Here is a 24646-nt window from a genome sequence, read left to right as displayed (position 1 = left end):
TCAGTATCTTTTTCGTGCAATTTCAGTAATAATTCGTGTTGTACAGAGTAAAATCCAAGAGCCAATGTCAATCAATCTTAAAAGTCTTAAAGAATCAAATGAATTTTTAAATATTTTATTCAACAATATTACATCAGCAATATTTATTCTGGATAAGCATACCCGCGTTAAAAGTGTAAACGAGTCTTTTACACTCCTCTTTCAAAAAAGAGAAGAAAAGGTACTTGATAAATTATGTGGAAATTCCTTAGGATGTCAATACACCGTTGATGAAAATGCATTATGTGGAGAAACCTCTCATTGCAAAAACTGTAAATTGAGAAGTGATCTTCTGCTTACCATGTGCCAAAAAGTTCCTACAAATGATAAAAAACTTACCCGAGGATTTTACTCAAATAACCAAAAAGAAACCAAACATTTCTCGTACTCAACCCGGCACATACAATATGGTGGAAATGAATATATTCTGGTAATTATTGATGACCATACTGAATTGGAGAATAGCAGGAATAAACTTGAAGAACAGAATGAAATACTTCGTGTACTTAATGAGCAAAAATCAAAATTTCTGGGTATAGCCGCACACGACCTTCGTAATCCTATTGGCGCAATAAAATCCTTTTCCAATCTGCTCCTAGATTCGTATCATGATTTTTCCGATGAAGATAGAATTGAATTCATGGAATTAATAAAAGACAGCAGTCAGTTTTCCCTTGACCTGATTAATGAGCTATTAGATATCTCCAAAATTGAACTGGGTAAACTCAAATTGGATAAAAAGGAACAGAACATTCAGGAAATAATTGAAAATGCAATAAAAATCAATAAGATTTTCGCAAAAAAAAAGAACATCCAAATCAATTTTAATCCAACAATAAGTATTAACTCAATTTGGATCGACAAAAATAAAATTGAGCAGGTATTGCACAATCTATTAAGTAATGCTATTAAATACTCTAACCCAGATACAACAATATCTGTCATTCTTAAAAAGAACGATTCATATATTGAAATATCAGTTACTGATCAGGGAGTTGGTATTCCAGATCAGGAAGTAAAAAATTTATTTACAGAATTTGGAACAACCAGTGCAAAAACTACAGCTAATGAAAGTAGTACTGGTTTAGGTTTAGCTATCGCTAAAAAAATTGTGAACGGTCATGGTGGAAAAATAATGGCTCATAGCAAACTAGGGGAAGGTTCTGAATTTTTGTTTACTTTGCCGTTAAATTAAAACACGCAAAATAAAACAAGAATGAAATTCTTAGGAATTATACCTGCAAGATATGCATCTACAAGGTTTCCTGGTAAACCTTTGGCCGATATTAATGGCAAACCCATGATTCAAAAAGTATACGAACAAGCTCTTAAAGCACTTGATCATGTTTATGTTGCTACTGATGATAAAAGAATAGAGGAAGCTGTTACGAGTTTTGGAGGAAAAATAATCATGACCTCTCCAAATCATCAAAGCGGAACCGATCGGATTGCTGAAGCTGCTAATATTATCACCCAAAATTTAAAACTTGATTTCGACGTAGTCATTAACATTCAGGGCGATGAGCCTTTTATTCAGCCTGAACAAATTAATTCTTTAAAATCCTGCTTCAATAATCCGGCTACCGAAATTGCAACATTAATAAAAGCAATTACAAATACTGCTGAAATTTTTGATCAAAACAAAGTTAAGGTAGTAACTGCTAAGAATAATCGCGCCTTATATTTCAGCCGGTCACCAATCCCGTTTGTTCGCGGTGAAGATCAGAATAAATGGCTGTCTCAAAATACTTTCTACAAACACATAGGGATGTACGCCTACCGATTTGATGCTTTAATGAAGGTTACAAAACTAGAACAAAGCAAATTAGAATTATCAGAATCTTTAGAGCAATTACGTTGGCTTGAGAATGGATATTGGATACAAACAGAAACAACAGAACATGAATCGATTGGAATAGATACTCCCGAAGATTTACTTAGAGTAAAGGAAATGGGACTTTTATAGTCCTTTTTTTAACTTTTCATTAAGACTTATTAGGAAGCCATTAACCAATAATGAATCTTGCTCTTTGTATATTTGAATTATATCTTCAGATATCTATATAAAAATCACAATGAGCAGAAAAATTATCACCAGTTTAATCCTCCTAATGTCAATTTCATTAATTGGGATTATTGGAGTTCAAATTCTCTGGATAAAAAATGCAATCGAAATTCAGGAGCAGACTTTTGATTCAAATATTAATAAAGCTTTACACAAAATTGTCACTAATCTTGAAAAGGAAGAATCCGTTTTTTTAATCTCAGAAGGTCTGAATTCTGCCACCGATGTTAAAGTTGGCAATATTGAAATTCATGAAATTAAACAATTTCTTGATGAGAAGAATCACAAAAATGATCATCATATCCGCATAAAAACAACCCGGAAAATCAACGGGAAACAAAATAATGTAACTAGTTCTGATACACAATTAATAGTATCGGGCAAAAATCCTAAAAGTAAATCCATCAAATTTTGGCAGCCAAAAACAAATCTTGATTCATCTCTAAATATTGATATACAAGTAACTACCAATGATACCATAATTAGAGCGAGAAAAAAAGAGGAGCAAATTGAAAACATTTTTGAAAAAGTTGTCTATGAATTCAATTCTAAGGATATTACTATCAAAGATCGAATCAATGAAAAGGATTTACCCAATGACATTCAAGAAAGCTTAACCTCTTTTGATATTAATACCGAATTCGATTATGCCGTAATTGATGATAAAACAAAGAACATTGTCCTTTCATCTGACTCCAGTTTAAATTCAGAACTAGTTGCTTCGAATCATCAGGTAAATTTATTCCCAAATGATATTTTTTTATCAAATCATAAACTATCTCTGCTTTTTCCTGACTCATTCAATTTTATTTACAAATCCATTTTTTCATTACTGATACTATCTGCAATTTTCACCCTGTTTATTATTTTCACCTTTGGTAATGCAATTTTTTTCATCTTAAAACAAAAGCGTATTAATGATATCAAATCTGATTTTATCAATAACATCACTCACGAATTTAAAACCCCAATTGCTACCATAGCACTAGCTTCAGATTCTATCAATAATCCAAAAATAATCGGAGATCCTGATAGAATCAGATACTTCACATCAATTATAAAAGATGAGAACTTTCGAATGAACAAACAAGTGGAAAATATTCTTCAACTTTCTTTATTCGGTAAACATGAATTGGATATTAATGCGCAAACCAATCATATAAACGAAATACTTCAAAAAGCTGCAGAGCATATTCAATTACAAATTGATGAGAAAAACGGCACTTTAAAAATCGATTTAAAGGCAATCAACGATATAGCTGAAATCGACGAAGTCCATTTTTTAAATGCAATTTTTAATTTATTCGACAATTCAATCAAATATTCAATAGAAAAACCCGAAATTGAGATTGGAACAAAAAATCAGGATCACAAAATCCATATTTGGATAAAAGATTCAGGAATTGGTATGAATCCACAGACCAAGAAAAAAGTATTCAAAAAATTCTTCAGGGCAGAAACCGGAAATATTCACAACGTGAAAGGTTTTGGCCTCGGATTAAGCTATGTAAAGCTAATCATAGAAAAACACAATGGGTATATCGATATCATCAGTAAGCCTAACGAAGGAACAACTGTCAATTTAACGCTTCCAATAAAAAGCCTAAATGAAAAATAATATTAGAATATTATTAGTTGAAGACGAACCTAATTTTGGTGCTGTCATGAAAAACTATCTGGAAATTTCAGATTTCGATGTTGTCTTGTGTAAAAATGGAAAGGAAGGATTAGAGAGTTTCGAAAATTCAAAATACGATCTTTGCATTCTCGATGTAATGATGCCCGAAATGGATGGATTTACTTTATCAAAAAGAATAAAACTAATTAATCCGGATATACCACTCATTTTTCTTACGGCAAAAGCACTTAAAGAAGATATTATTCAAGGATATCGTTTAGGTGCCGATGATTATATTACGAAACCATTTGACTCAGAACTATTAATCTATAAGATTAAAGCCATACTATCAAGAAATAATGGTATCAGCAAAGCACCAACAATAAAACAATACTCAATCGGGAAATTCATTTTCGATCCAGTATTGCGAACATTAACTTTAAATAATCAGCAAGAAAAACTCTCCCCAAAAGAATCTGAGTTGTTAAGTTTGCTCTGCGCTAATATGAATCAAATTTTACCCAGAGAGAATGCCTTGCGAACCATTTGGGGGGATGATAACTTCTATACAACAAGAAGTATGGATGTTTACATTACTAAACTTAGAAAGTATTTAAAACCGGATTCCAACTTATCAATTGAGAACATTCACGGAAGTGGCTTTCGTTTACTTCAGATTAATACACCATTTGATTCGACAAAGTAAATTGTAAAATTATTTTCGCACGAAACACAAGTTTCAACACCCAATTTAAGGGCAAAAAAAAAAAGAGTCTCATTCCTCACTGGAACAAGACTCTTTAAAAGTTGGCGTCGACCTACTCTCCCACCAAAAAGGCAGTACCATCGGCGCTATCGGGCTTAACTTCTCTGTTCGGAATGGGAAGAGGTGGAACCCCGATGCAATAGACACCTAAAATCATTCATCTAATATTGGGCTTACACCCTCAAGATAATATCATAGACATATCAAAAAAATCAAAGTAAAAATAACTTCCGAAAAAATTCAGAAATGAACACCCCACTCAGAAGTTTTAGGGTAATTAGTATTGCTCGGCTTTGACGTCACCGCCTTTACACCTGCAACCTATCAACGTCGTAGTCTCCAACGACCCTTAAAGGAAATCTCATCTTGAGGTAGGCTTCGTGCTTAGATGCTTTCAGCACTTATCCCTTCCGAACGTAGCTACTCTGCAATGCAGCTGGCGCCACAACAGATGCACCAGAGGTTCGTCCAACCCGGTCCTCTCGTACTAGAGTCAGATCCTCTCAAATTTCCAACGCCCACAACAGATAGGGACCGAACTGTCTCACGACGTTCTGAACCCAGCTCGCGTGCCACTTTAATGGGCGAACAGCCCAACCCTTGGGACCTTCTCCAGCCCCAGGATGTGACGAGCCGACATCGAGGTGCCAAACCGCTCCGTCGATATGAGCTCTTGGGAGCGATCAGCCTGTTATCCCCGGCGTACCTTTTATCCTTTGAGCGATGGCCCTTCCATGCGGAACCACCGGATCACTATGCTCTACTTTCGTACCTGATCGACCTGTATGTCTCACAGTCAAGCACCCTTGTGCCATTGCACTCTTCACACGATTACCAAACGTGTTGAGGGTACCTTTAGAAGCCTCCGTTACTCTTTTGGAGGCGACCACCCCAGTCAAACTACCCACCACACACTGTCCGTCGTCAGACGTTAGACTCCAGATAAGCAAAGGGACGTATTTCAAGGTTGACTCCACTAGTCCTGGCGAACCCGCTTCGTAGTCTCCGTCCTATCCTACACATTACTTACCCAAAATCAATGTGAAGCTGCAGTAAAGGTGCACGGGGTCTTTCCGTCCCGTTGCGGGTAATCGGCATCTTCACCGATACTACAATTTCACCGAGCTCATGGCTGAGACAGTGCCCAGATCGTTACACCATTCGTGCAGGTCGGAACTTACCCGACAAGGAATTTCGCTACCTTAGGACCGTTATAGTTACGGCCGCCGTTTACTGGGGCTTCATTTCAATGCTTCTCCGAAAATAACATCTCCACTTAACCTTCCAGCACCGGGCAGGTGTCAGGCCTTATACTTCAACTTTCGTTTTTGCAAAGCCATGTGTTTTTGATAAACAGTCGCCTGGGCCATTTCACTGCGGCTCTCATCGCTGAGAGCGTCCTTTCTCCCGAAGTTACAGGACTATTTTGCCGAGTTCCTTAGCCATGAATCACTCGAGCGCCTTAGTATACTCTACTTGACTACCTGTGTCGGTTTGTGGTACGGGCAGCTTTAACCTGATGCTTAGAGGTTTTTCTTGGAAGTAAAATTAGGCACACTATCTGCGCTGCCGTAGCATTGCAGTACTATCGACTTTCAGCTCAAGATGCGGATTTGCCTGCATCTATCATCACGTACGGTCTTCAACGAACTATTCCGTCAGTTCGCGGTGCTTTCATCTCTTCGTCACCCCATCGCAGTTAATGCCGGTACGGGAATATTAACCCGTTGTCCATCGAGTTCGCCTTTCGGCTGCCCCTTAGGTCCCGACTAACCCTGATCCGATTAGCGTTGATCAGGAAACCTTAGTCTATTGGCGTGCGGGTTTCTCACCCGCATTATCGTTACTTATGCCTACATTTGCTTTTCCAGAAGCTCCACAATGCATTACCACACTGCTTCTGCGCCGCTGGAATGCTCCCCTACCAGTTAGAATAAATTCTAAATCCATAGCTTCGGTAGTATGTTTTATGCCCGATTATCATCCATGCAGGATCGCTCGACTAGTGAGCTGTTACGCACTCTTTAAATGAATGGCTGCTTCCAAGCCAACATCCTAGCTGTCAATGCAATCTCACCTCGTTAGTTCAACTTAACATACATTTGGGGACCTTAGCTGATGGTCTGGGTTCTTTCCCTCTCGTCCGTGGACCTTAGCACCCACGGGCTCACTGCCAGATATAAGTTATAGCATTCGGAGTTTGTCTGGATTTGATAGGCGGTGAAGCCCTCGCATCCAATCAGTAGCTCTACCTCTATAACTCTCGACTCTGACGCTGCACCTAAATGCATTTCGGGGAGTACGAGCTATTTCTCAGTTTGATTGGCCTTTCACCCCTACCCACAGTTCATCCCAAGACTTTTCAACGTCAACGGGTTGGGCCCTCCACTCTGGATTAACAGAGCTTCAGCCTGACCATGGGTAGATCACCAAGTTTCGCGTCTACCCCCACTAACTTTACGCCCTATTCAGACTCGCTTTCGCTTCGACTACGGACCTGAAGCCCTTAATCTCGCTAGTGAGGAGTAACTCGTAGGCTCATTATGCAAAAGGCACGCCGTCACACCAAAAGGTGCTCCGACCGCTTGTAAGCGTATGGTTTCAGGTACTTTTTCACTCCTCTGTTCGAGGTGCTTTTCACCTTTCCCTCACGGTACTTGTTCACTATCGGTCTCTCAGGAGTATTTAGCCTTACCGGATGGTCCCGGCAGATTCACACAGAATTTCTCGTGTTCCGCGCTACTCAGGATACTGCTGGATTGGTTTTGCTTACGTGTACGGGACTATCACCCCCTGCGGTGTGTCTTTCCAAACACTTCCACTTCACGCCACTTCTCGTATTGCAGTCCTACAACCCCTACATTGCCGAAACAATACAGGTTTGGGCTGATCCCCGTTCGATCGCCACTACTGGGGGAATCACTTTTGTTTTCTTCTCCTCCGGGTACTTAGATGTTTCAGTTCTCCGGGTTTGCTTCCATTGCTGGATACCTGTTAAAACAGGTGGGTTGCCCCATTCGGAAATTCACGGGTCAAAGGTTATTTGCACCTCTCCATGACTTATCGCAGCTTATCACGTCCTTCATCGCCTCTGAGAGCCAAGGCATCCGCCATACGCTCTTAATTACTTCTTATTGTGTTAACAAAAATAAATCCCGTTACCGGTATTCATCCCTGTTTCTTTACTTTAGTTACTTCTACTTTAATTTTGTTTCAATATGTCAAAGAACTTTAAATACACCATCGTATTTGTGTGGAGAATATCGGAGTCGAACCGATGACCTCCTGCGTGCAAGGCAGGCGCTCTAGCCAACTGAGCTAATCCCCCATAGTATCGTTTCACTCTATTACTAATTAAAAATCTTTAATTCCAAATTACGTCCTCTTTCAATTTCGTAATTCATAATTCCTAATTCTTAATTCATAACTTAATAGTAGTCCTGCGCAGATTTGAACTGCGGACCCCTACATTATCAGTGTAGTGCTCTAACCAACTGAGCTACAGGACTATTACTACCTACCTGCTTAGCGGTGAAAACACCCTAACGCTATGGGTTATGGTATAAATAAATTTATGAAAACAATCAGTCAGGAAATACAGACTATAACTCTTATCGAATCAAAATTCCTATAGTACAATACTTCCAAGCTCCAGAAAGGAGGTGTTCCAGCCACACCTTCCGGTACGGCTACCTTGTTACGACTTAGCCCCAGTTACCAATTTTACCCTAGGACGCTCCTTGCGGTTACGTACTTCAGGTCCCCTCGGCTTCCATGGCTTGACGGGCGGTGTGTACAAGGCCCGGGAACGTATTCACCGTAGCGTTGCTGATCTACGATTACTAGCGAATCCAACTTCACGGAGTCGAGTTGCAGACTCCGATCCGAACTGAGACCAGCTTTTGAGATTAGCATCCAGTCACCTGGTAGCTGCCCTTTGTACTGGCCATTGTAACACGTGTGTAGCCCTGGACGTAAGGGCCGTGCTGATTTGACGTCATCCCCACCTTCCTCTCACCTTACGGTGGCAGTCTCGCTAGAGTCCTCAGCTTAACCTGTTAGCAACTAACGATAGGGGTTGCGCTCGTTATGGGACTTAACCCGACACCTCACGGCACGAGCTGACGACAACCATGCAGCACCTTGTAAATTGCTCCGAAGAGAAAGCCTGTTTCCAAGCCGGTCAATCTACATTTAAGTCCAGGTAAGGTTCCTCGCGTATCATCGAATTAAACCACATGTTCCTCCGCTTGTGCGGGCCCCCGTCAATTCCTTTGAGTTTCATTCTTGCGAACGTACTCCCCAGGTGGATTACTTAATGCTTTCGCTCAGTCACGCACGGTGTATTGTGCACAACGAGTAATCATCGTTTACGGCGTGGACTACCAGGGTATCTAATCCTGTTCGCTCCCCACGCTTTCGTCCATCAGCGTCAATGTTAGCTTAGTGAGCTGCCTTCGCAATCGGTGTTCTACGTTATATCTATGCATTTCACCGCTACATAACGTATTCCGCCCACCTCAACTAAATTCAAGGCCTTCAGTATCAATGGCAGTTCCGGAGTTGAGCTCCGGGATTTCACCACTGACTTAAAAGCCCGCCTACGGACCCTTTAAACCCAATAAATCCGGATAACGCTTGGATCCTCCGTATTACCGCGGCTGCTGGCACGGAGTTAGCCGATCCTTATTCTTACAGTACCTTCAGTTCACTACACGTAGCAAAGTTTATTCCTGTAAAAAAGCAGTTTACAACCCATAGGGCCGTCATCCTGCACGCGACATGGCTGGTTCAGGCTTGCGCCCATTGACCAATATTCCTCACTGCTGCCTCCCGTAGGAGTCTGGTCCGTGTCTCAGTACCAGTGTGGGGGACTATCCTCTCAGACCCCCTAAGCATCATCGTCTTGGTGAGCCGTTACCTCACCAACTAACTAATGCTACGCATGCCCATCTTTTACCTCCGTAGATTTAATATTCAAACCATGCGATCTAAATATATTATGCGGTATTAATCCAAATTTCTTTGGGCTATCCCCCGGTAAAAGGCAGGTTGCATACGCGTTACTCACCCGTGCGCCGGTCTCTAGACAGCAAGCTGCCTATACCCCTCGACTTGCATGTGTTAGGCCTGTCGCTAGCGTTCATCCTGAGCCAGGATCAAACTCTTCGTTGTATAAAAACTTTTGTTGTAATTCTGCTCCTGGATGTATTTATAGTTATCGTAATTCTTTATTGACAAGGTTATTATTCCCTGTATTTACCTAACTTCTTGTTTCCAATATTTTCAAAGAACTTCTGCCGGCCGTTTTCCCCTTCCTTAAAAAGGCAGCCTGTTCTAAAATTTCATTCTCTAATTAAGACAGTCGTTTCTGTCTCTGAAAGCGAGTGCAAAGATAAAGAATTTAATTCCTAATCTGCAAATCTTTTTTCAACTTTTTTTTCAGGGTAATTTCGCTGTAATCCCCAAGTTTCCTGGTGACCCACAAGCTCGTTAGCTCCGAAAGCGGGTGCAAAGATAAATCTTTTATTTTAATAAATCCTAATCCCTAAGTGAAAAAATTTCAAAAAAATAAAATTGGAAGTTTAGTAGGTGTATACAATCATAAAAAGATTCCTACGACCACCCTACCACTGCCTATAAAATACTACTAAACAACCATTTTATAAATCCACTCTCCGTTGAAAGTGGATGCAAATATAACAGAAGAGTCTCCACACTTCCAAATGTTTCCTGAAAAAAATTCAAACAAAAAGCCAAAATACTGATTTACAGACATAAAAAAATCACAATATAGATTGTGATTTCCAATTTTATATCAGCAATAAGAAATTTAGCCTTATACGCCTTCTACTAATAGCTGCTTTAGATTGTAAACCTGCTCTTTATTTCCCAGAACAAATAGATGAAAAGATTTATCGAGAACTATTTCGGGAGAAGGATTATATACATATGCCCCACCTTCATCTTTTAAACCAATTATATTGGCTCCTGATTTATCTCGTACATTTAGCTCCCGAATGGATTTCCCCACAAAACAATTTGCCAGCTCACAACAGCTAACTTCTTCCAACTTCACCCCTTTGGTTGATTGCAACAGAATATTATCCAGAAATTCCACCACATCAGGCTGTGCAACCAACTTTGCCATTTGTTGTCCACCTAGTCGATCAGGCATAATGACATTATTAGCTCCTGCTCTTTTTAATTTATTATCGGATTGACTTTTTTCTGATCGTGATATAATCTTTATCGTTGCATTCATTTCCCGTGCAGTAAGTACAACGTACACATTCTCAGCATCATTCGGGATTGCTGTTATCAGCGCTTTGGCACTGGAAATATTTGCCAAACTCAGCACTTCTTCCTGAGTAGCATCACCTTGGACAAACAATAATTCCGGAATTAAACGAACATTATCAATACTGCTTTCCTCAGAATCAACAACAACTACATTTTCTCCATGTGCAATCAATTCGAGGCATGCCTGTTTCCCATTTCTTCCAAAACCACAAACAATAACGTGTCCACTTAATTTCTCTATACTTCTCACGGTTCTATAATCTTTTAAATTTCTACGAAAAACGCCATCTAAAATAAATCGGGTTACTGCAGAAGCCAAATATCCAAATATTCCAAAACTGACGAAAATTAAAAATATTGTAAAAAGTTTCCCTGTATCCGACAATGGATGCACTTCAGTAAATCCCACTGTTGTAATAGTAATCACGGTCATATAAAGGGCATCTACAAAAGTATAGGCTCCATTCAAAAACATGAATCCAGCTGTACCAATAAGAATTGCCAGTATCAAAAATGACATTGCGATACCTAATGTTCGTATGTTTTCCTCCCAAATTTTCTGCTTATTCATTCGTGCAAGATTAAAATCCAATATAATCATTAAAGCCTTACAATAACAAAGGAAACATTATATTTTCATCAATATAAATTATATATCAACACTACGAATAATTTTATTTCCAAATTCGCACTGCAAGCAATTAAATAAATCACAATAATTAGACTTTAGTTGCAATAAAGCCTGAGAATGATACGCAGACTTCACGTTAACACCACATTCTTTCCATTTTCGGGTAACCGAATTCTCCTCGGCAGAAACTTTATCCAGCAAATCACAAGCTTTATCTTTCAATTTTTGAGAATCATTTACTACCCCATAGAGAAATAAAACAGGGATAACACAATTAATAATTAACCCATTGATACTCGATTGCCCAAGAATCTTAACTTTTTCATTCGAGTCCAAGCCGAATTGATAATGAGTAGTCCAATACTCGGAAGCTTGACAGCTCAATAGTTTTGCGATATCCTCTATTGAATTCACATGAAGAATTTGTGAAAACAAAGACTGCGAATTATGAACCAAGGCGGCAAATTGTGCAATTCTAACTGTAGGAAAATTGGATGGCCGTAAACGTAACCACTTCCATTGACCAGGAGACAATGCTCTCAATTGATATTTATCAGCCAAAAATTCATATTCCAGTTTCAATTTATTGAGATACGCATCTTCACAATCAAACTTTTCAAACAAACCTGATTGCCCAAACAGTAAAGCTTCCAATTGAAAGATAGAGTTCTTTTGCCGGGCCAGAAATTTCATTGGAATGGATCTGGCCAGCTGTTGAAAAGGATCAGCATTCACTTTCATTCCAAAATATCGTGCCAGCACCTGATAAAATGTTTCCTCCCAAGAGTTGTTATTTTGCTCTAAAATCTTTTGAATCTCGTCAGACTTCCGCTCCAAACGTTCCAGAAGCATTCTATCAAGCCAATTCCGAACAAAAAAACTTTCAATCTCACCAATTTCATCCACACAGGGAATCCATTTTTCAGACAACATTAACTTTCTGTAGTTATTCAATAATTCAGGAGTGAAACGAAGCACCAAACAGGGAATGACGCGATCATTTTTCAAAACAACAGGTGAATCATCTTCCAAAACAACATGCAAAATTACATTTTCGTAGGCAGGATCAGTATTGTGCCCATGAGAATACCATGATGAAGATTTTAGATGAATTTCAACATTTCCGGCCCAAAGAACATTATCAATTTTAATTCTTGCATCAAAAAAATCGGGCCCGGAGTCGAAATTTTGTTTTCCTACATCAATAATCTCAATTGCATTTCCTTTTGTGGAGAAAATACTTGTTTTAGAAAACAGATTCTGTTTCCAAATAAACTGCAGGAAATCTTCATTCATCAAATTAATTTTAAATCATCAAAAATCGAATTTAACAATTTATCATGTATTTATCAATAAAAAAGGCGGTAAATCATTGATTACCGCCTTGTAAAATATTTAGTTTGAATTTAAATCAAAGATTTTTCTTTAAGCAAAAGCTCCATTTCCTTCTGTAATTTTCTGGATTCCTCCTTAGCTGCCTCAGCAAATTTTTCCGAAGAATCAGCAAAAATAATTCCTCTCGAAGAATTCACTAATAATCCGCAAGCATTATTCATTCCATATTTCGCCACCTCTTGCAAGCTTCCACCCTGAGCTCCCACACCCGGAACCAACAAGAAATGTTCCGGAACAATTTTTCTTATATCGCCTAACATTTCAGCTTTTGTAGCCCCAACAACATACATCATATTCTCTTTCGTACCCCATTCCTGAGATTTTTCCAGAACTCTTTCAAACAACCTCTGATTATTCTGTTCAAAAAACTGTAAATCGAAAGCCCCCTTATTTGAAGTAAGAGCCAAAAGAATCACCCATTTATTATCGTATTCGAGAAAGGGCGTTACTGAATCTTCTCCCATATAAGGAGCCACCGTAATTGAATCGAAAGGCATATTCTCGAGAAAAGCACTTGCATACATTTTTGAGGTGTTCCCGATATCACCTCTTTTAGCATCAGCGATCAAAAAAAGATCTGAATAATTCTCTTTGATGTAGTTTACCGTTTTTTCAAGACTAATCCATCCTTTAGCACCAAGACATTCGTAAAATGCAATATTCGGTTTATAGGCAACAGTAAATTCTGCTGTAGCATCAACTATTGCTTTGTTGAATTCAAAAACCGGATCTTCGGTATTCAAAAGATGAGCAGGTATTTTCTTTATATCACTATCTAAACCTACGCAGAGAAAACTCCTCTTCTTCTTAATTTGCTCGAATAATGCTTGATAATTCATCCGTTTATAATTTTAATGTTTTGATGAGATGGAACTTTCTGAAAATTAAATAATCATACCCAAAATATTGATTATATAAAAACAGGCATTCCATTTCTTTGGTTGTTTACTAGTTATTACAAAAAAAGGCAGTGGAAAAACCACTGCCAATATTATTACAAACCACTTTCTTTAAGTCGTTCTGAATTTTCTTCAATTTGAAGCTTGTCAATTACTTCCTGAATATCCCCATCCATCGTGGCCGCCAAATTGTACATCGTAAAGTTAATACGATGATCCGTCACCCTTCCCTGCGGAAAATTGTATGTGCGGATTTTTGCTGATCTGTCGCCGGTAGAAACCATTGTTTTACGCTTAGATGAAATTTCATCAAGATATTTTTGATGCTCCAATGCATAAATACGGGAACGCAATTCAACCATTGCTTTGGCTAAATTCTTAATCTGTGATTTCTGATCCTGACATGTAACCACAATGCCGGTTGGATTGTGAGTTAAACGAATGGCAGAATAGGTTGTATTCACAGACTGTCCACCAGGACCCGATGAACAATAGGTATCCTTACGAATATCACTTTCTTTTACATCGATATCAAATTCTTCCGCTTCAGGAAGAACAGCAACCGAAGCTGCACTGGTATGAACACGACCTTGTGTTTCTGTTTGTGGAACCCTTTGTACACGGTGTACTCCCGATTCATATTTTAAAATCCCGTAAACACCGTTTCCTGTTACGTTCATTACAATTTCCTTATATCCTCCCGAAGTTCCTTCACTAAAACTTGAAATTGAAACCTTCCAACCCTTAGATTCACAAAACTTTGTATACATTCTGGCCAATTCACCGGCAAAAATACTAGCCTCATCTCCTCCGGCACCCGCACGAACTTCAAGAATAGCATTTTTAGAATCTTCGGGATCAGCAGGTATCAGAAGCAATTTAATTTCTTCTTCCAGCTCTGGAATTTTGACTTCCAATTCTTCCAATTCCATTTTTGCCATTTCGCGCAGCTCCTCATCCGATTCGCTGTTTAAAATCTCCTTTGATTCTTCAATCCTATCAAGAGCATTTCTAAATTCCTTAGCGGCATCCGAAACAGCTTCCAATTCTTTATATTCCTTGCTTAGCTTTATATACCTCTTCATGTCTCCCATCACCTCGGGGTCGGTAATCAACTGACTAACCTCCTTGAATCGGATAAGGACACCTTCTAATTTATCGAGTAACAAATTACTGCTCATATTCTGTATTCTAAATTTTGGACAAAATTATAAAAATAAAATCATTTTAAATAAAGCTTTCGCTATTTAGATGCTGATTTTTAAGAAATCCACTATTTAAGGCAACTCCATGAATTATTCGACCAATATTTTCGCGTAGTAAATTATTTATCACTCATTTAAAAATTTTTATTTAATCTAATAAATTTTAATTTTAGGATTATATATTTAAACTGCCCAAACAACACGATTAAGATATTATAATCACACCCTAACCAAACAAACTATGAATGATTTAATGAAGATTACTTTTTCGCTTCTTCTTATTCTAATAGCCGGCAACTCCAAAGCTGAAACTGAAAAAATTAAATTTGGTAAAGTGTCTATGGAAGAATTGGAAATGAAAGTGTACGAGCAAGACACCAGTGCAGTGGCTGTTATCTTATATGACAGCGGAGCTTCTTATTTTGAAACTGAAGCCAAAAATGATGACACTGATTTTGTCTGTAAATTTGAGCGCCATGTGAGAATAAAAATACTAAAACCTGAAGGTTTTGATTTTGCAACATTTAAAATTCCTATATACCATGGCGAAAATGGAGAAGAAAAAACAAGCTCAATTAAAGGAAGAACTTATAATTTGGATGGTAAAATTCTTATAGACAAACTCGAAAAAAATTCAATTTTCAAAGAAGAAACTACTCCAAGCTGGAATAGAATAAAATTCACTATGCCGAATATAAAAGTAGGCTCTGTTATTGAAATAAAATACCAAATTTCCTCTCCATTCTATCAAAATTTTAGAGCCTGGCAATTCCAATACAGCATTCCTGTTGTCTATTCAAAATACAATACACGAATCCCAAGTTATTTCAACTATCAGATTACAACAAAAGGATATTATCCCATAAAGAAATTAGATGAAACGAGCAGACCAGAAAATTTTTTGATTAGATACAGAGATAATTCCACAGGAAATATTGATAGCAAAGTACACCAATACACTCTCACACCCAATTCCAATGTTAATGAATACTATGCAGAAAACATCCCTTCTTTTAAAAAAGAATCATACATGCTTGCCGAAGAAAACTACTTAAGCTGCATTGAATTTGAATTGCAATCTTACAAGTATGATTACGGGGTATTGCATAATTTCACTTCCACCTGGGAGGACGTTCAAGACAAACTAATTAAATCAGACGATTTTGGAGGTGTCTTAAAAAAAGATGGGTTTATTAAGGATATTCTGCCTGAATTTATTGCTGACGCGAAAAGCGAAGAAGAAAAAACATCTTTAATTTTTCAGGCAGTGCAGAACAACATTAAATGGAATGAAAAATACCGATTGTTTTGCGACAAAAATTTAAGAACTATATGGAAAGAAAAATCGGGAAGTTCTGCTGAAATCAATCTACTTTTAGTAGCCATGCTGCGTATGGCAGGAATACAAACGAATCCTGTTGTTTTGAGCACACGACAAAACGGAATTATTCATCCCTCGCATCCTACAATAACCCAAATGAACTATGTTATTGCCTGCGCAAAGATAGGAGACAAAAACTATTTAATGGATGCAACGGATCCCTATTGCCCAATCGGAATTCTTCCGTTTCGATGTTTAAATGACAAAGGCAGATTAATCACAGAAACTAACTCCGAATGGATAAATCTTGAAACTAACAAAGGGTCAAAATGCGCGATTGTGTCGACCCTAAACTTAACCGAGGAAGGTACTCTTAAAGGTAAAGTGACCGAAGCTTTTTATGACTATGAAGGAGTGGATATCAGAAAAACGATTTCGAACAACACAGATGGGTATACCGAAAAATTAAAATCGGATTATGAAGACTGGAATATCTCAGAAATTGAATATAAAAATCTAGAAGACAAAAATAAGCCTTTGAAAATCAGCTACTCAACAGAAATAGAAAACCTTGTAAATATGGAAGGTGAAAGAATCTATTTGAATCCTATTTTAAAAAACAAAACACAGGAAAACCCTTTTAAACTGGAACAAAGAGAATATCCGGTTAATTTTGGATATCCAATAACTGTAAATTACCTGCTGATTCTGGAACTTCCTGCCAACTACACAATTGAGGAACAACCAAAATCTTCTAAAATTACACTTCCTGATAATGGTGGGGAATACATATACCAAATTAATCAATCTGCTAACAAGGTGATGATTAAATACTCTTTTAACACAGGAAAATCGCAATATTTACCTTCTGAATATGATTATTTAAAAGAATTTTACAATTATGTAATTACCAAAGAAAGCCAAATTTTGGTATTGAAAAAAGTCGAGCCTACCGCAATAAAATAAATCTCCAATCGAGTTCAAACAAAAAGAGGCTGTTCTATCGACAGCCTCTTTTGTAGTATATTCAAATATCCTAATACTCAAATTCTCCAAATTCACTTTTTATCGTCAATTTTTTTCCTGTGTTTGGCTCACAACGACCAATTATTTGAGCATCTACATTAAATTCTTTTGATATCGAGATAATATTTTCAGCAATTTCTTCCGAAACGTACAATTCAAACCGATGTCCCATATTAAACACCTTATACATCTCATCCCATGAAGTTCCACTCTGCTCTTTTATCAGTTTAAACAAAGGAGGAACCGAAAACATATTATCCTTCACAATATGAATATTGTTGACAAAATTAAGCACTTTCGTTTGTGCTCCACCTGAACAATGAATCATTCCATGGATTTGAGATCGGAATTGATCCAAGATTTTTTTAATAATCGGTGCATAGGTTCTGGTTGGCGAAAGTACCAATTTACCTGCGTCGATATCAACACCTTCCACTTTATCGGTTAATTTACAGTTTCCTGAGTAAACCAATTCCGCAGGCACTGCATTATCGAAACTTTCAGGATATTTTTCGGCCAAATATTTTGAGAATACATCATGACGCGCAGAGGTCAAACCGTTAGATCCCATTCCTCCATTGTATTCTGTTTCGTAAGTTGCCTGCCCTGATGATGACAAACCAACAATTACATCGCCGGCCTGAATTTTTTCATTGGTAATTACGTCTTCTCTTTTCATTCGGCAGGTAACCGTCGAGTCGACAATAATGGTTCGAACCAAGTCTCCCACATCAGCAGTTTCGCCACCTGTTGAATGAATATTAACTCCCATTTTACTGTACTCAGCTAATAACTCTTCAGTTCCGTTAATAATCTGAGAAAGAACTTCTCCGGGAATCAGGTTTTTATTTCTTCCAATTGTGGATGACAACAGAATGTTATCGACTGCACCAACACAAAGCAAATCATCCAAATTCATGATCAATGCATCCTGAGCAATCCCCTTCCATACAGAAATATCGCCTGTTTCCTTCCAATACATGTAGGCAAGAGATGATTTTGTTCCTGCGCCATCGGCATGCATAATATTACAATAGTCTGCATCGCCGGTAAGGTAATCAGGAACAACTTTACAAAATGCATTTGGATACAATCCTTTATCCAGATTTTTAATTGCACTATGCACATCTTCCTTCGAAGCTGACACTCCTCTAAGGTTATATCTTTCGTCTTTTCTCATGGTTGTTTAGATAAAAGGTAAAAGCAAAAAGATTAGAACTCGTAGACTGTAAATTACTAAATAGCAAACAGATAAAACAGTCTCACTCTTACTTACTCATTTACTTCTTCAATTTTTTTGCTTCGGCAAAGGTAATCTTTTTCCCTTTATTGTAAGCGATTACAAATGCATTAATTCCAGTTTCACTAATCTTACCTGCTTCAGCTCTTGCTTCTTCCAAATCATCAAATATTCCGGTAGTATATCTCACTGTAGAATCATCTACGCTTCCGCGGAAAACAACTTTGTATTTTTGAAGTATGGGCGGAATCGTATTTTTATTGAACGCTCCTATCTGAACGGTATAGAAAACACCTTTAATTTCTGATAAATCCTTTATTAATGTATTACCTATTTGACTGGAATCAGATCCTGGTTTCACTTTAGAATTTGGTCCCGGCTGATAGTCTGTTGACAGCACTCTAAAATCGGTTCTGCGATTCAACTGATTCGCCTCATCCTTCTCTTTCTCTTTCAGCTTACTGATAAAAGATTCACTCAACACATCTCCTTCAGCTAAAAAATCAAACTCTTTTGCCTTCACCGCGTTAATTGTCTGAGGTTTCGATTCCCCATAACCATGAGCAATTAACCGATCCCAGTAGATTCCTTTTTCTATTAAATAATCGACAACTGACTGTGCTCTCTTCTGAGAAAGATCGCGGTTTGTGGACTCACTTCCGACATAATCGGTATGCGATCCCAGTTCAATCGTAATTTTAGGATTATCGTTTAATGTTTCCACCAAACCATCTAAAGCCGTTTTAGATTCTTCCCTTAATTGCCATGATCCAAAATCGTAAAATATATTTGGCAGTTCAATTGGTTTTTCAATCGGTTTTAAACCAATTATTGATTTAAAATTGCGGCTGATTTCTATTCCTAAAGTACTCACCTGCTCTTTGCCATTCAGATATCCTTCTGCCGAAACCATTACAATATATTCCAATTCAGGATCAAGATCAACATTAAATTGCCCGTCTTCAGCTGCTTGACTATCCATTTGTTCACCATTCGAAGAAACGATATGAATATCTGCATTAGGGATAAATTCGTTTGTTTCAGAGTTTACAATTTTTCCCAAAAAAGAAAACTGTAAAGGCACATAATCAAATCTATAAATATCATCGTTGCCATTTTTTCGCGAAGATGTAAACATTCCCTTCTCCTGATCAGGCTGAAATACCATTGCAAAATCATCGGCAATAGAATTTATTGGATATTTCATATTCTCCACTTTCCACACACCGGTCTCCTGGCGTTTTGCCTGATAAATATCCAAACCACCCATGCCTTCCTTTCTATCAGAAGCAAAGAATAAATCGCCATTGTTCTTTATGAAGGGAAATAACTCATTGTTTGGAGAATTGATTGGCCTCCCCATATTTTGAGGTACACTCCAACTGCTTCCACTCTTTTTCGCCATCCAAATGTCATTTCCTCCGTAACCACCAGGCATATCGGATACGAAATACAGAATATTACCGTCAGCCGAAATAGAAGGATGCCCCACGGACAGACTATCCGGAACCAGATCGAGCTGTGCGACACTTCCCCAGCCATCTTCCTGCCTTTGCACAGCAAATATTTTTGTTCCCTGATTGTCTTTGGTTATTTTTCGGGAAGAAGTAAAATACAACACATCTGCCTCAGGAGAAAAACATGCCGCACCTTCGTTCCAGTCAGAGTTAACTGTATCTCCCACACCACGAGCCTTACTCCATTGATAAGTATCAACAATTACTTTTCGTGATGTTGCCTCTTTCCCTTTTCTCTTTTTACTCTTTCGAATCACTTCATTGGAATAATGCGACTCAAAAATATTTGAATGAAAATCTCCTGTAACACCGTCTTTTTTAGGCTTATCATTCAACTTCCTTGTTGATGAGAAAAAGATAACATTTGTATCTTTCCCCATATAAACAGGGCAAAAATCACTGCCCGATGAATTAAAATCATTTAATATCTCCACTTTATATCTTCCCGGATACTCTTCCCATGTGTTAATTCTTTTTAGTATTTCAGAAGGATCATTCTCTGCTTTTGCTTCGGGCTTTAGATCGAGATACTCCCAGAAATTTTCCTCGGCCTCTTCCATTTTCCCGTTTTTCACTTCAGCATAAGCTAAATTTAAAACAGCATTTGAGAAAGTATCCCGGTTTAATATGGCTCTTCGATACCAAGAGGAAGCCTTACGTACTTCATTTACCTGATCGAAGCAAGAGGCTGCTTTAAATGCTATATCGGCTTTTAGTTCTTTATCCTTTGACTTTTCATAAGCTTTTTCGTACAAACCTTGTGCATAGTAATACTGTCCGGACTGAACCATTTTATCGCCACGATTTACGTAGGATTGCGAAGAACAGGAAACAAATACTCCCAGAATAATAAAAATACAGATATTGGAAAAAAGCTTCATCAGATGAGTTTAAAATTCAATTATTGAACTAACAAGGTATAAAAATAATTATTTTATTCCAGTGGTCAATGTTTTGTCAGTAGAGATAAACATTTCTTATATAAAACAGAAAAGGATGTTCAAATAAATGAACATCCTTTTGCAATTTTTATTGTTGTCTCGACTAGTTATTGAATAACAATTCACGATATTTTGGCAATGGCCACATTTCGTTATCAACGACCAACTCCAACTTATCAATATGATATCTGATACTAGAAAGATAAGGACGAACTTTTTCATCATAAGCCACAGCCATTTCCATGCCTTCTTTCAATACATTACATGCTTTACGAGCATCAACCATTTCTCTCACTTTAGCTTTAATTGAGCTGATATGAACCGAAATCTCTTTAATTAACTCTTTACGTGCGCCAGACAATTCTTCATACTCACTGTTGGTAAAGATATCTCTTAAGCCCTGAACGTTTTGGATTAGCTTAGTTTGATAAGCAACAGCCGTTGGTACGATATGATTGATTGCCAAATCTCCAAGAACACGAGCTTCAATTTGAACTTTCTTAGTAAATTTTTCTAATTCAACCTCAACACGGGCGTGTAATTCTTTCTCGGTCATCACTCCACTTTCAATCAACGATTTTTTAGAAGCTGGATCAAGATACTTTAATATTGACTCAGGAACACTGGTAATATTTGTTAATCCTCTTTTCTTAGCTTCTACTACCCAATCTTCAGAATAACCATCTCCGTTAAAACGGATCGGCTTGCATTCAATAATCATTTTCTTAAGAACCTGAAAGATAGCTTCATCTTTTTTGATTCCTTGTTCAATTAAAGCGTCTACTGCAATTTTAAATTCTTTTAACTCAACAGCAACAGCAGCACTTAAGGCAGTCATAGCAGCAGCGTTATTCACAGAAGAACCTACAGCCCGGAACTCAAAACGGTTTCCTGTAAATGCAAATGGCGAAGTACGGTTACGATCCGTATTATCTAAAATAATTTCAGGAATTCTGCCAATACCCAATTTTAAAGCTGTTTTTTCATCCGGTGTCATTTTTCTTTCACCAACTTCCTCTACAATTCTATCCAACATACTTGAAACTTCATCTCCAAGGAAAGCCGAAATAATTGAAGGTGGTGCCTCATTAGCACCTAAGCGGTGACTGTTTGATGCTGTAAGAATTGACGCACGCAACAAATCCTGATTCTTATATACGGCCATCAAAGTATTTACAACAAAAGTAAGGAATTGAATATTCGCTTTAGGGTTTTTACCTGGAGCTAAAAGAACAACACCTGTATCGGTTCCTAATGACCAGTTATTGTGTTTACCTGATCCATTAATACCTGCAAATGGTTTTTCATGGAAAAGAATACGGAACTTGTGGTGACGGGCAACCTTTTTCATAACATCCATAACCAACTGATTGTGGTCATTGGCAAGGTTAGCTTCTTCATAAATAGGTGCCAGCTCAAACTGATTTGGAGCTACCTCATTGTGACGGGTTTTCACAGGAATTCCCAATTTATGACATTCAACTTCCAATTCCATCATAAAAGCGGTAACACGTTCTGGAATAGATCCAAAATAATGGTCATCCAACTGCTGATCTTTAGAAGAAGAGTGTCCCATTAAAGTACGGCCTGTTAAAACTAAATCCGGGCGAGCCAAATATAAAGCTTCATCAATTAGGAAATATTCCTGTTCCCATCCTAAATTGGTATGAACTTTAGTTACATTTTTATCGAAATACTGACAAACAGCAACAGCGGCTTCATCAACTGCTGCTAATGCTTTCAATAACGGTGCCTTGTAGTCAAGTGCCTCTCCTGTATAAGATATAAATATAGTAGGAATACAAAGAGTTGTGCCTACAATAAAAGCCGGAGATGATACATCCCAAGCTGTATAACCACGGGCCTCAAATGTTTGACGGATACCACCTGAAGGGAATGAAGATGCATCCGGTTCCTGCTGAGCCAATAAACTTCCGGAAAAGTTTTCAATCATATGACCACCATCACCATAATCGATAAAACCGTCGTGTTTTTCAGCAGTTCCGTCTGTTAATGGCTGAAACCAGTGAGTGTAGTGAGTTGCTCCTTTTTCAATAGACCATGCTTTCATACCTGCAGCAATACCATCTGCCATTTTTCGATCTACAGCCAAACCTTTTTGATTTGCAGTCATTACTGCTCGGAAAGCCTCTTTAGAAAGATACTTTCTCATAGATTCTACATTAAAAACTAATTCCCCATAATAATCAGTTACCTTATTTGAAGGAAAATGAACCGCTTTAGGTTCTCTTTTAAGTAACTCCCCTAACGCTTTAAATCTAATTGTGGTCATAAATGAAAAAATTTTAGTTATTGATATCTTAATCCGTATTGAAAAAAAGGGGTACTCAGCAAAAAAATATTTAATTTTTACTCAACACCCCCCTTTGCAGTGATACAAATGTGAATAAAATAATTTGATTTCACAATTCTACTTCCAAAAAAATATGCTCAACAAAACAAAAAAACGATAAAAACAGGATCAAAACCCCTTATTTTTATCGTTTGCGCTTAAAATTTCAGTTTTTTTCAAAAAAAAACTGCTTTTTATCTTACCAATGGAATTTTAGGAGCATTTTTCCGAATAACGTCCCTAACATCCTTTTTTGAACCAATCAATTCATAAAATTTCAGGATATACTCAGTTACTCCATGCCTATTCTCTTCATTTAAATATTCACATCGTGAAATCAATTCCAGAAACGCTTCCTTCAGTTCATTAAAATCTGTAAAAGCGGCATTCAATTCCTCATCGCTCCATCTGTAACCTTTGTATATTCTTTTATACTTTGCATCGGGAGCTATTTGAGGATCCAAAGTAAAATAAGTCTGATTGATTATTCCCGACCAATCAAAATCGAAAGGTACTGCAACAGGAATGCTCTGTTCATCCACTGACAAAATCTCAATATTGTGCAACCGGCAAATATCCCAGTCTGAATTTCCAATCATCAACTGAAACAAAGACAGCATCACCATATTCTTTCGAAGAATATTGTATTGCTTTAAATTTTTATAATGCAGTATTATTTTTCCGTTTCGGGTGGCAAGATCATTTTTATCTTCCAGAAAAAAGCCAAACTTTTGAATGGTATCATTAGTAAGACGATCAATAAATGAAATTTGAGACAAACGAACCCTATAACTGTGTTCGTCGATAAGATTATACATCTTGTAGATCAGATATTCTTTAATGGTATTCTGTTCGAATCCATCCTTATAAGACTGGCAATGACTTACGTATTTTAACTTGCTTTGTCCTTCAAACTCGGTTCCTGCCAACTTTTCTGAAGGCAGTTTAAATCGTAGTGGCGGGAAATCGCAGTTTTGTTTTCGCCTTCGAAAATTTCCCCGGGTCATTACTTCAACATCTATCTTACTTTCCGGTTGCTTCTCATTCTCAATTAACCGCAATTCGCATTTATGATACATCCGGTTCTCTCCAATATCATTTATCAAACTTGACAAATTAGTTTTTAGTTCGAGCTCAAGGAGTTTTTCGTTTTTAAACAATGGCAATTGCAACAAGCTGTCTCTATCCTTTCTGGAAACAGCACTGACTGGAATCGAATAAAGGAATATCAATAAGATTAAGAAAGCTTTTGTGAAAAAATCTTTCTTGTTATTATTTTCCAGCCTAATTGTATTCGACAGTCTACCCATTGCATTATTTTGTAAAA

General features: G+C 37.6%; 13 protein-coding genes, 2 tRNA genes and 3 rRNA genes. 5 read left to right on the top strand and 13 right to left on the bottom strand.

Annotation, left to right across the window (positions count from 1 at the left end; translation table 11 throughout):
- Positions 1-64 precede the first annotated feature (64 nt).
- From ACHZAX_RS01045 to ACHZAX_RS01030, 4 genes are all read left to right on the top strand, one after another.
- Positions 65-1234 carry a sensor histidine kinase gene (locus tag ACHZAX_RS01045; protein ID WP_320017715.1) on the top strand — a complete coding sequence of 390 codons (1170 nt, stop codon included), beginning with the start codon at positions 65-67 and terminating at the stop codon, positions 1232-1234.
- A 21-nt stretch (positions 1235-1255) separates the two neighbouring features.
- The gene (gene kdsB / locus ACHZAX_RS01040) at positions 1256-2005 is read left to right on the top strand and encodes a 3-deoxy-manno-octulosonate cytidylyltransferase (protein WP_320017714.1); all 750 of its coding nucleotides are present in this window, start codon (positions 1256-1258) and stop codon (positions 2003-2005) included.
- A gap of 109 nt (positions 2006-2114) precedes the next feature.
- The gene (locus ACHZAX_RS01035) at positions 2115-3722 is read left to right on the top strand and encodes a sensor histidine kinase (protein ID WP_320017713.1); all 1608 of its coding nucleotides are present in this window, start codon (positions 2115-2117) and stop codon (positions 3720-3722) included.
- The gene (locus tag ACHZAX_RS01030; protein ID WP_101311752.1) at positions 3712-4428 is read left to right on the top strand and encodes a response regulator transcription factor; all 717 of its coding nucleotides are present in this window, start codon (positions 3712-3714) and stop codon (positions 4426-4428) included. The genes ACHZAX_RS01035 and ACHZAX_RS01030 overlap by 11 nt, the downstream gene beginning before the upstream one ends.
- A 99-nt stretch (positions 4429-4527) precedes the next feature.
- Here ACHZAX_RS01030 and rrf read toward each other — a convergent pair.
- From rrf to prfA, 9 genes are all read right to left on the bottom strand, one after another.
- Positions 4528-4639, bottom strand: a 5S ribosomal RNA gene (gene rrf, locus ACHZAX_RS01025).
- 106 nt (positions 4640-4745) lie between these two features.
- Positions 4746-7622, bottom strand: a 23S ribosomal RNA gene (locus ACHZAX_RS01020).
- A 120-nt stretch (positions 7623-7742) separates the two neighbouring features.
- A tRNA-Ala gene (locus tag ACHZAX_RS01015) sits at positions 7743-7816 on the bottom strand.
- A gap of 107 nt (positions 7817-7923) precedes the next feature.
- Positions 7924-7997 (bottom strand) — tRNA-Ile (locus tag ACHZAX_RS01010).
- 146 nt (positions 7998-8143) lie between these two features.
- Positions 8144-9663, bottom strand: a 16S ribosomal RNA gene (locus ACHZAX_RS01005).
- Together the 16S, 23S and 5S rRNA genes with 2 tRNA genes alongside form the textbook arrangement of a ribosomal RNA operon.
- A gap of 664 nt (positions 9664-10327) precedes the next feature.
- A complete protein-coding gene (locus ACHZAX_RS01000) occupies positions 10328-11362 on the bottom strand; it encodes a potassium channel family protein (protein WP_180327276.1) in 1035 nt (344 codons plus the stop codon).
- Between the two features lie 78 nt (positions 11363-11440).
- Positions 11441-12718, bottom strand: a complete 1278-nt coding sequence (locus ACHZAX_RS00995; RefSeq protein ID WP_320017712.1) for a DUF2851 family protein — start codon at positions 12716-12718, stop codon at positions 11441-11443.
- 110 nt (positions 12719-12828) lie between these two features.
- Positions 12829-13656, bottom strand: a complete 828-nt coding sequence (gene pyrF / locus ACHZAX_RS00990; RefSeq protein WP_320017711.1) for an orotidine-5'-phosphate decarboxylase — start codon at positions 13654-13656, stop codon at positions 12829-12831.
- 155 nt (positions 13657-13811) lie between these two features.
- Positions 13812-14897, bottom strand: coding sequence for a peptide chain release factor 1 (prfA, locus tag ACHZAX_RS00985; RefSeq protein ID WP_101309689.1), 1086 nt, complete (start codon positions 14895-14897; stop codon positions 13812-13814).
- A gap of 265 nt (positions 14898-15162) precedes the next feature.
- On the opposite strand from prfA, the gene ACHZAX_RS00980 reads away from it, so the two are divergent.
- Positions 15163-17208 (top strand): DUF3857 and transglutaminase domain-containing protein, encoded by a 2046-nt coding sequence (locus ACHZAX_RS00980; RefSeq protein ID WP_320017710.1) that lies wholly within the window; start codon positions 15163-15165, stop codon positions 17206-17208.
- Positions 17209-17278: 70 nt separating this feature from the next.
- Here the strand turns inward: ACHZAX_RS00980 and ACHZAX_RS00975 are convergent, their stop codons facing one another.
- The 4 genes from ACHZAX_RS00975 to ACHZAX_RS00960 all read right to left on the bottom strand — a co-directional run bounded on the left by ACHZAX_RS00975 (position 17279) and on the right by ACHZAX_RS00960 (position 24629).
- The gene (locus ACHZAX_RS00975; RefSeq protein WP_101309687.1) at positions 17279-18448 is read right to left on the bottom strand and encodes an AIR synthase related protein; all 1170 of its coding nucleotides are present in this window, start codon (positions 18446-18448) and stop codon (positions 17279-17281) included.
- Positions 18449-18548: 100 nt separating this feature from the next.
- Positions 18549-20906, bottom strand: coding sequence for a PorE family type IX secretion system protein (gene porE / locus ACHZAX_RS00970; protein WP_320017709.1), 2358 nt, complete (start codon positions 20904-20906; stop codon positions 18549-18551).
- A 163-nt stretch (positions 20907-21069) separates the two neighbouring features.
- A complete protein-coding gene (locus ACHZAX_RS00965) occupies positions 21070-23259 on the bottom strand; it encodes a glutamine synthetase III family protein (protein WP_101309685.1) in 2190 nt (729 codons plus the stop codon).
- Between the two features lie 254 nt (positions 23260-23513).
- On the bottom strand, positions 23514-24629 hold the full coding sequence (locus ACHZAX_RS00960; protein ID WP_320017708.1) for a hypothetical protein: 1116 nt from the start codon (positions 24627-24629) through the stop codon (positions 23514-23516).
- Positions 24630-24646 lie beyond the last annotated feature (17 nt).

Source organism: Labilibaculum manganireducens (genome assembly GCF_963665805.2).
Classification (GTDB): Bacteria; Bacteroidota; Bacteroidia; order Bacteroidales; family Marinifilaceae; genus Labilibaculum; species Labilibaculum manganireducens.
This window is presented reverse-complemented; position numbering and strand designations above follow the sequence as displayed.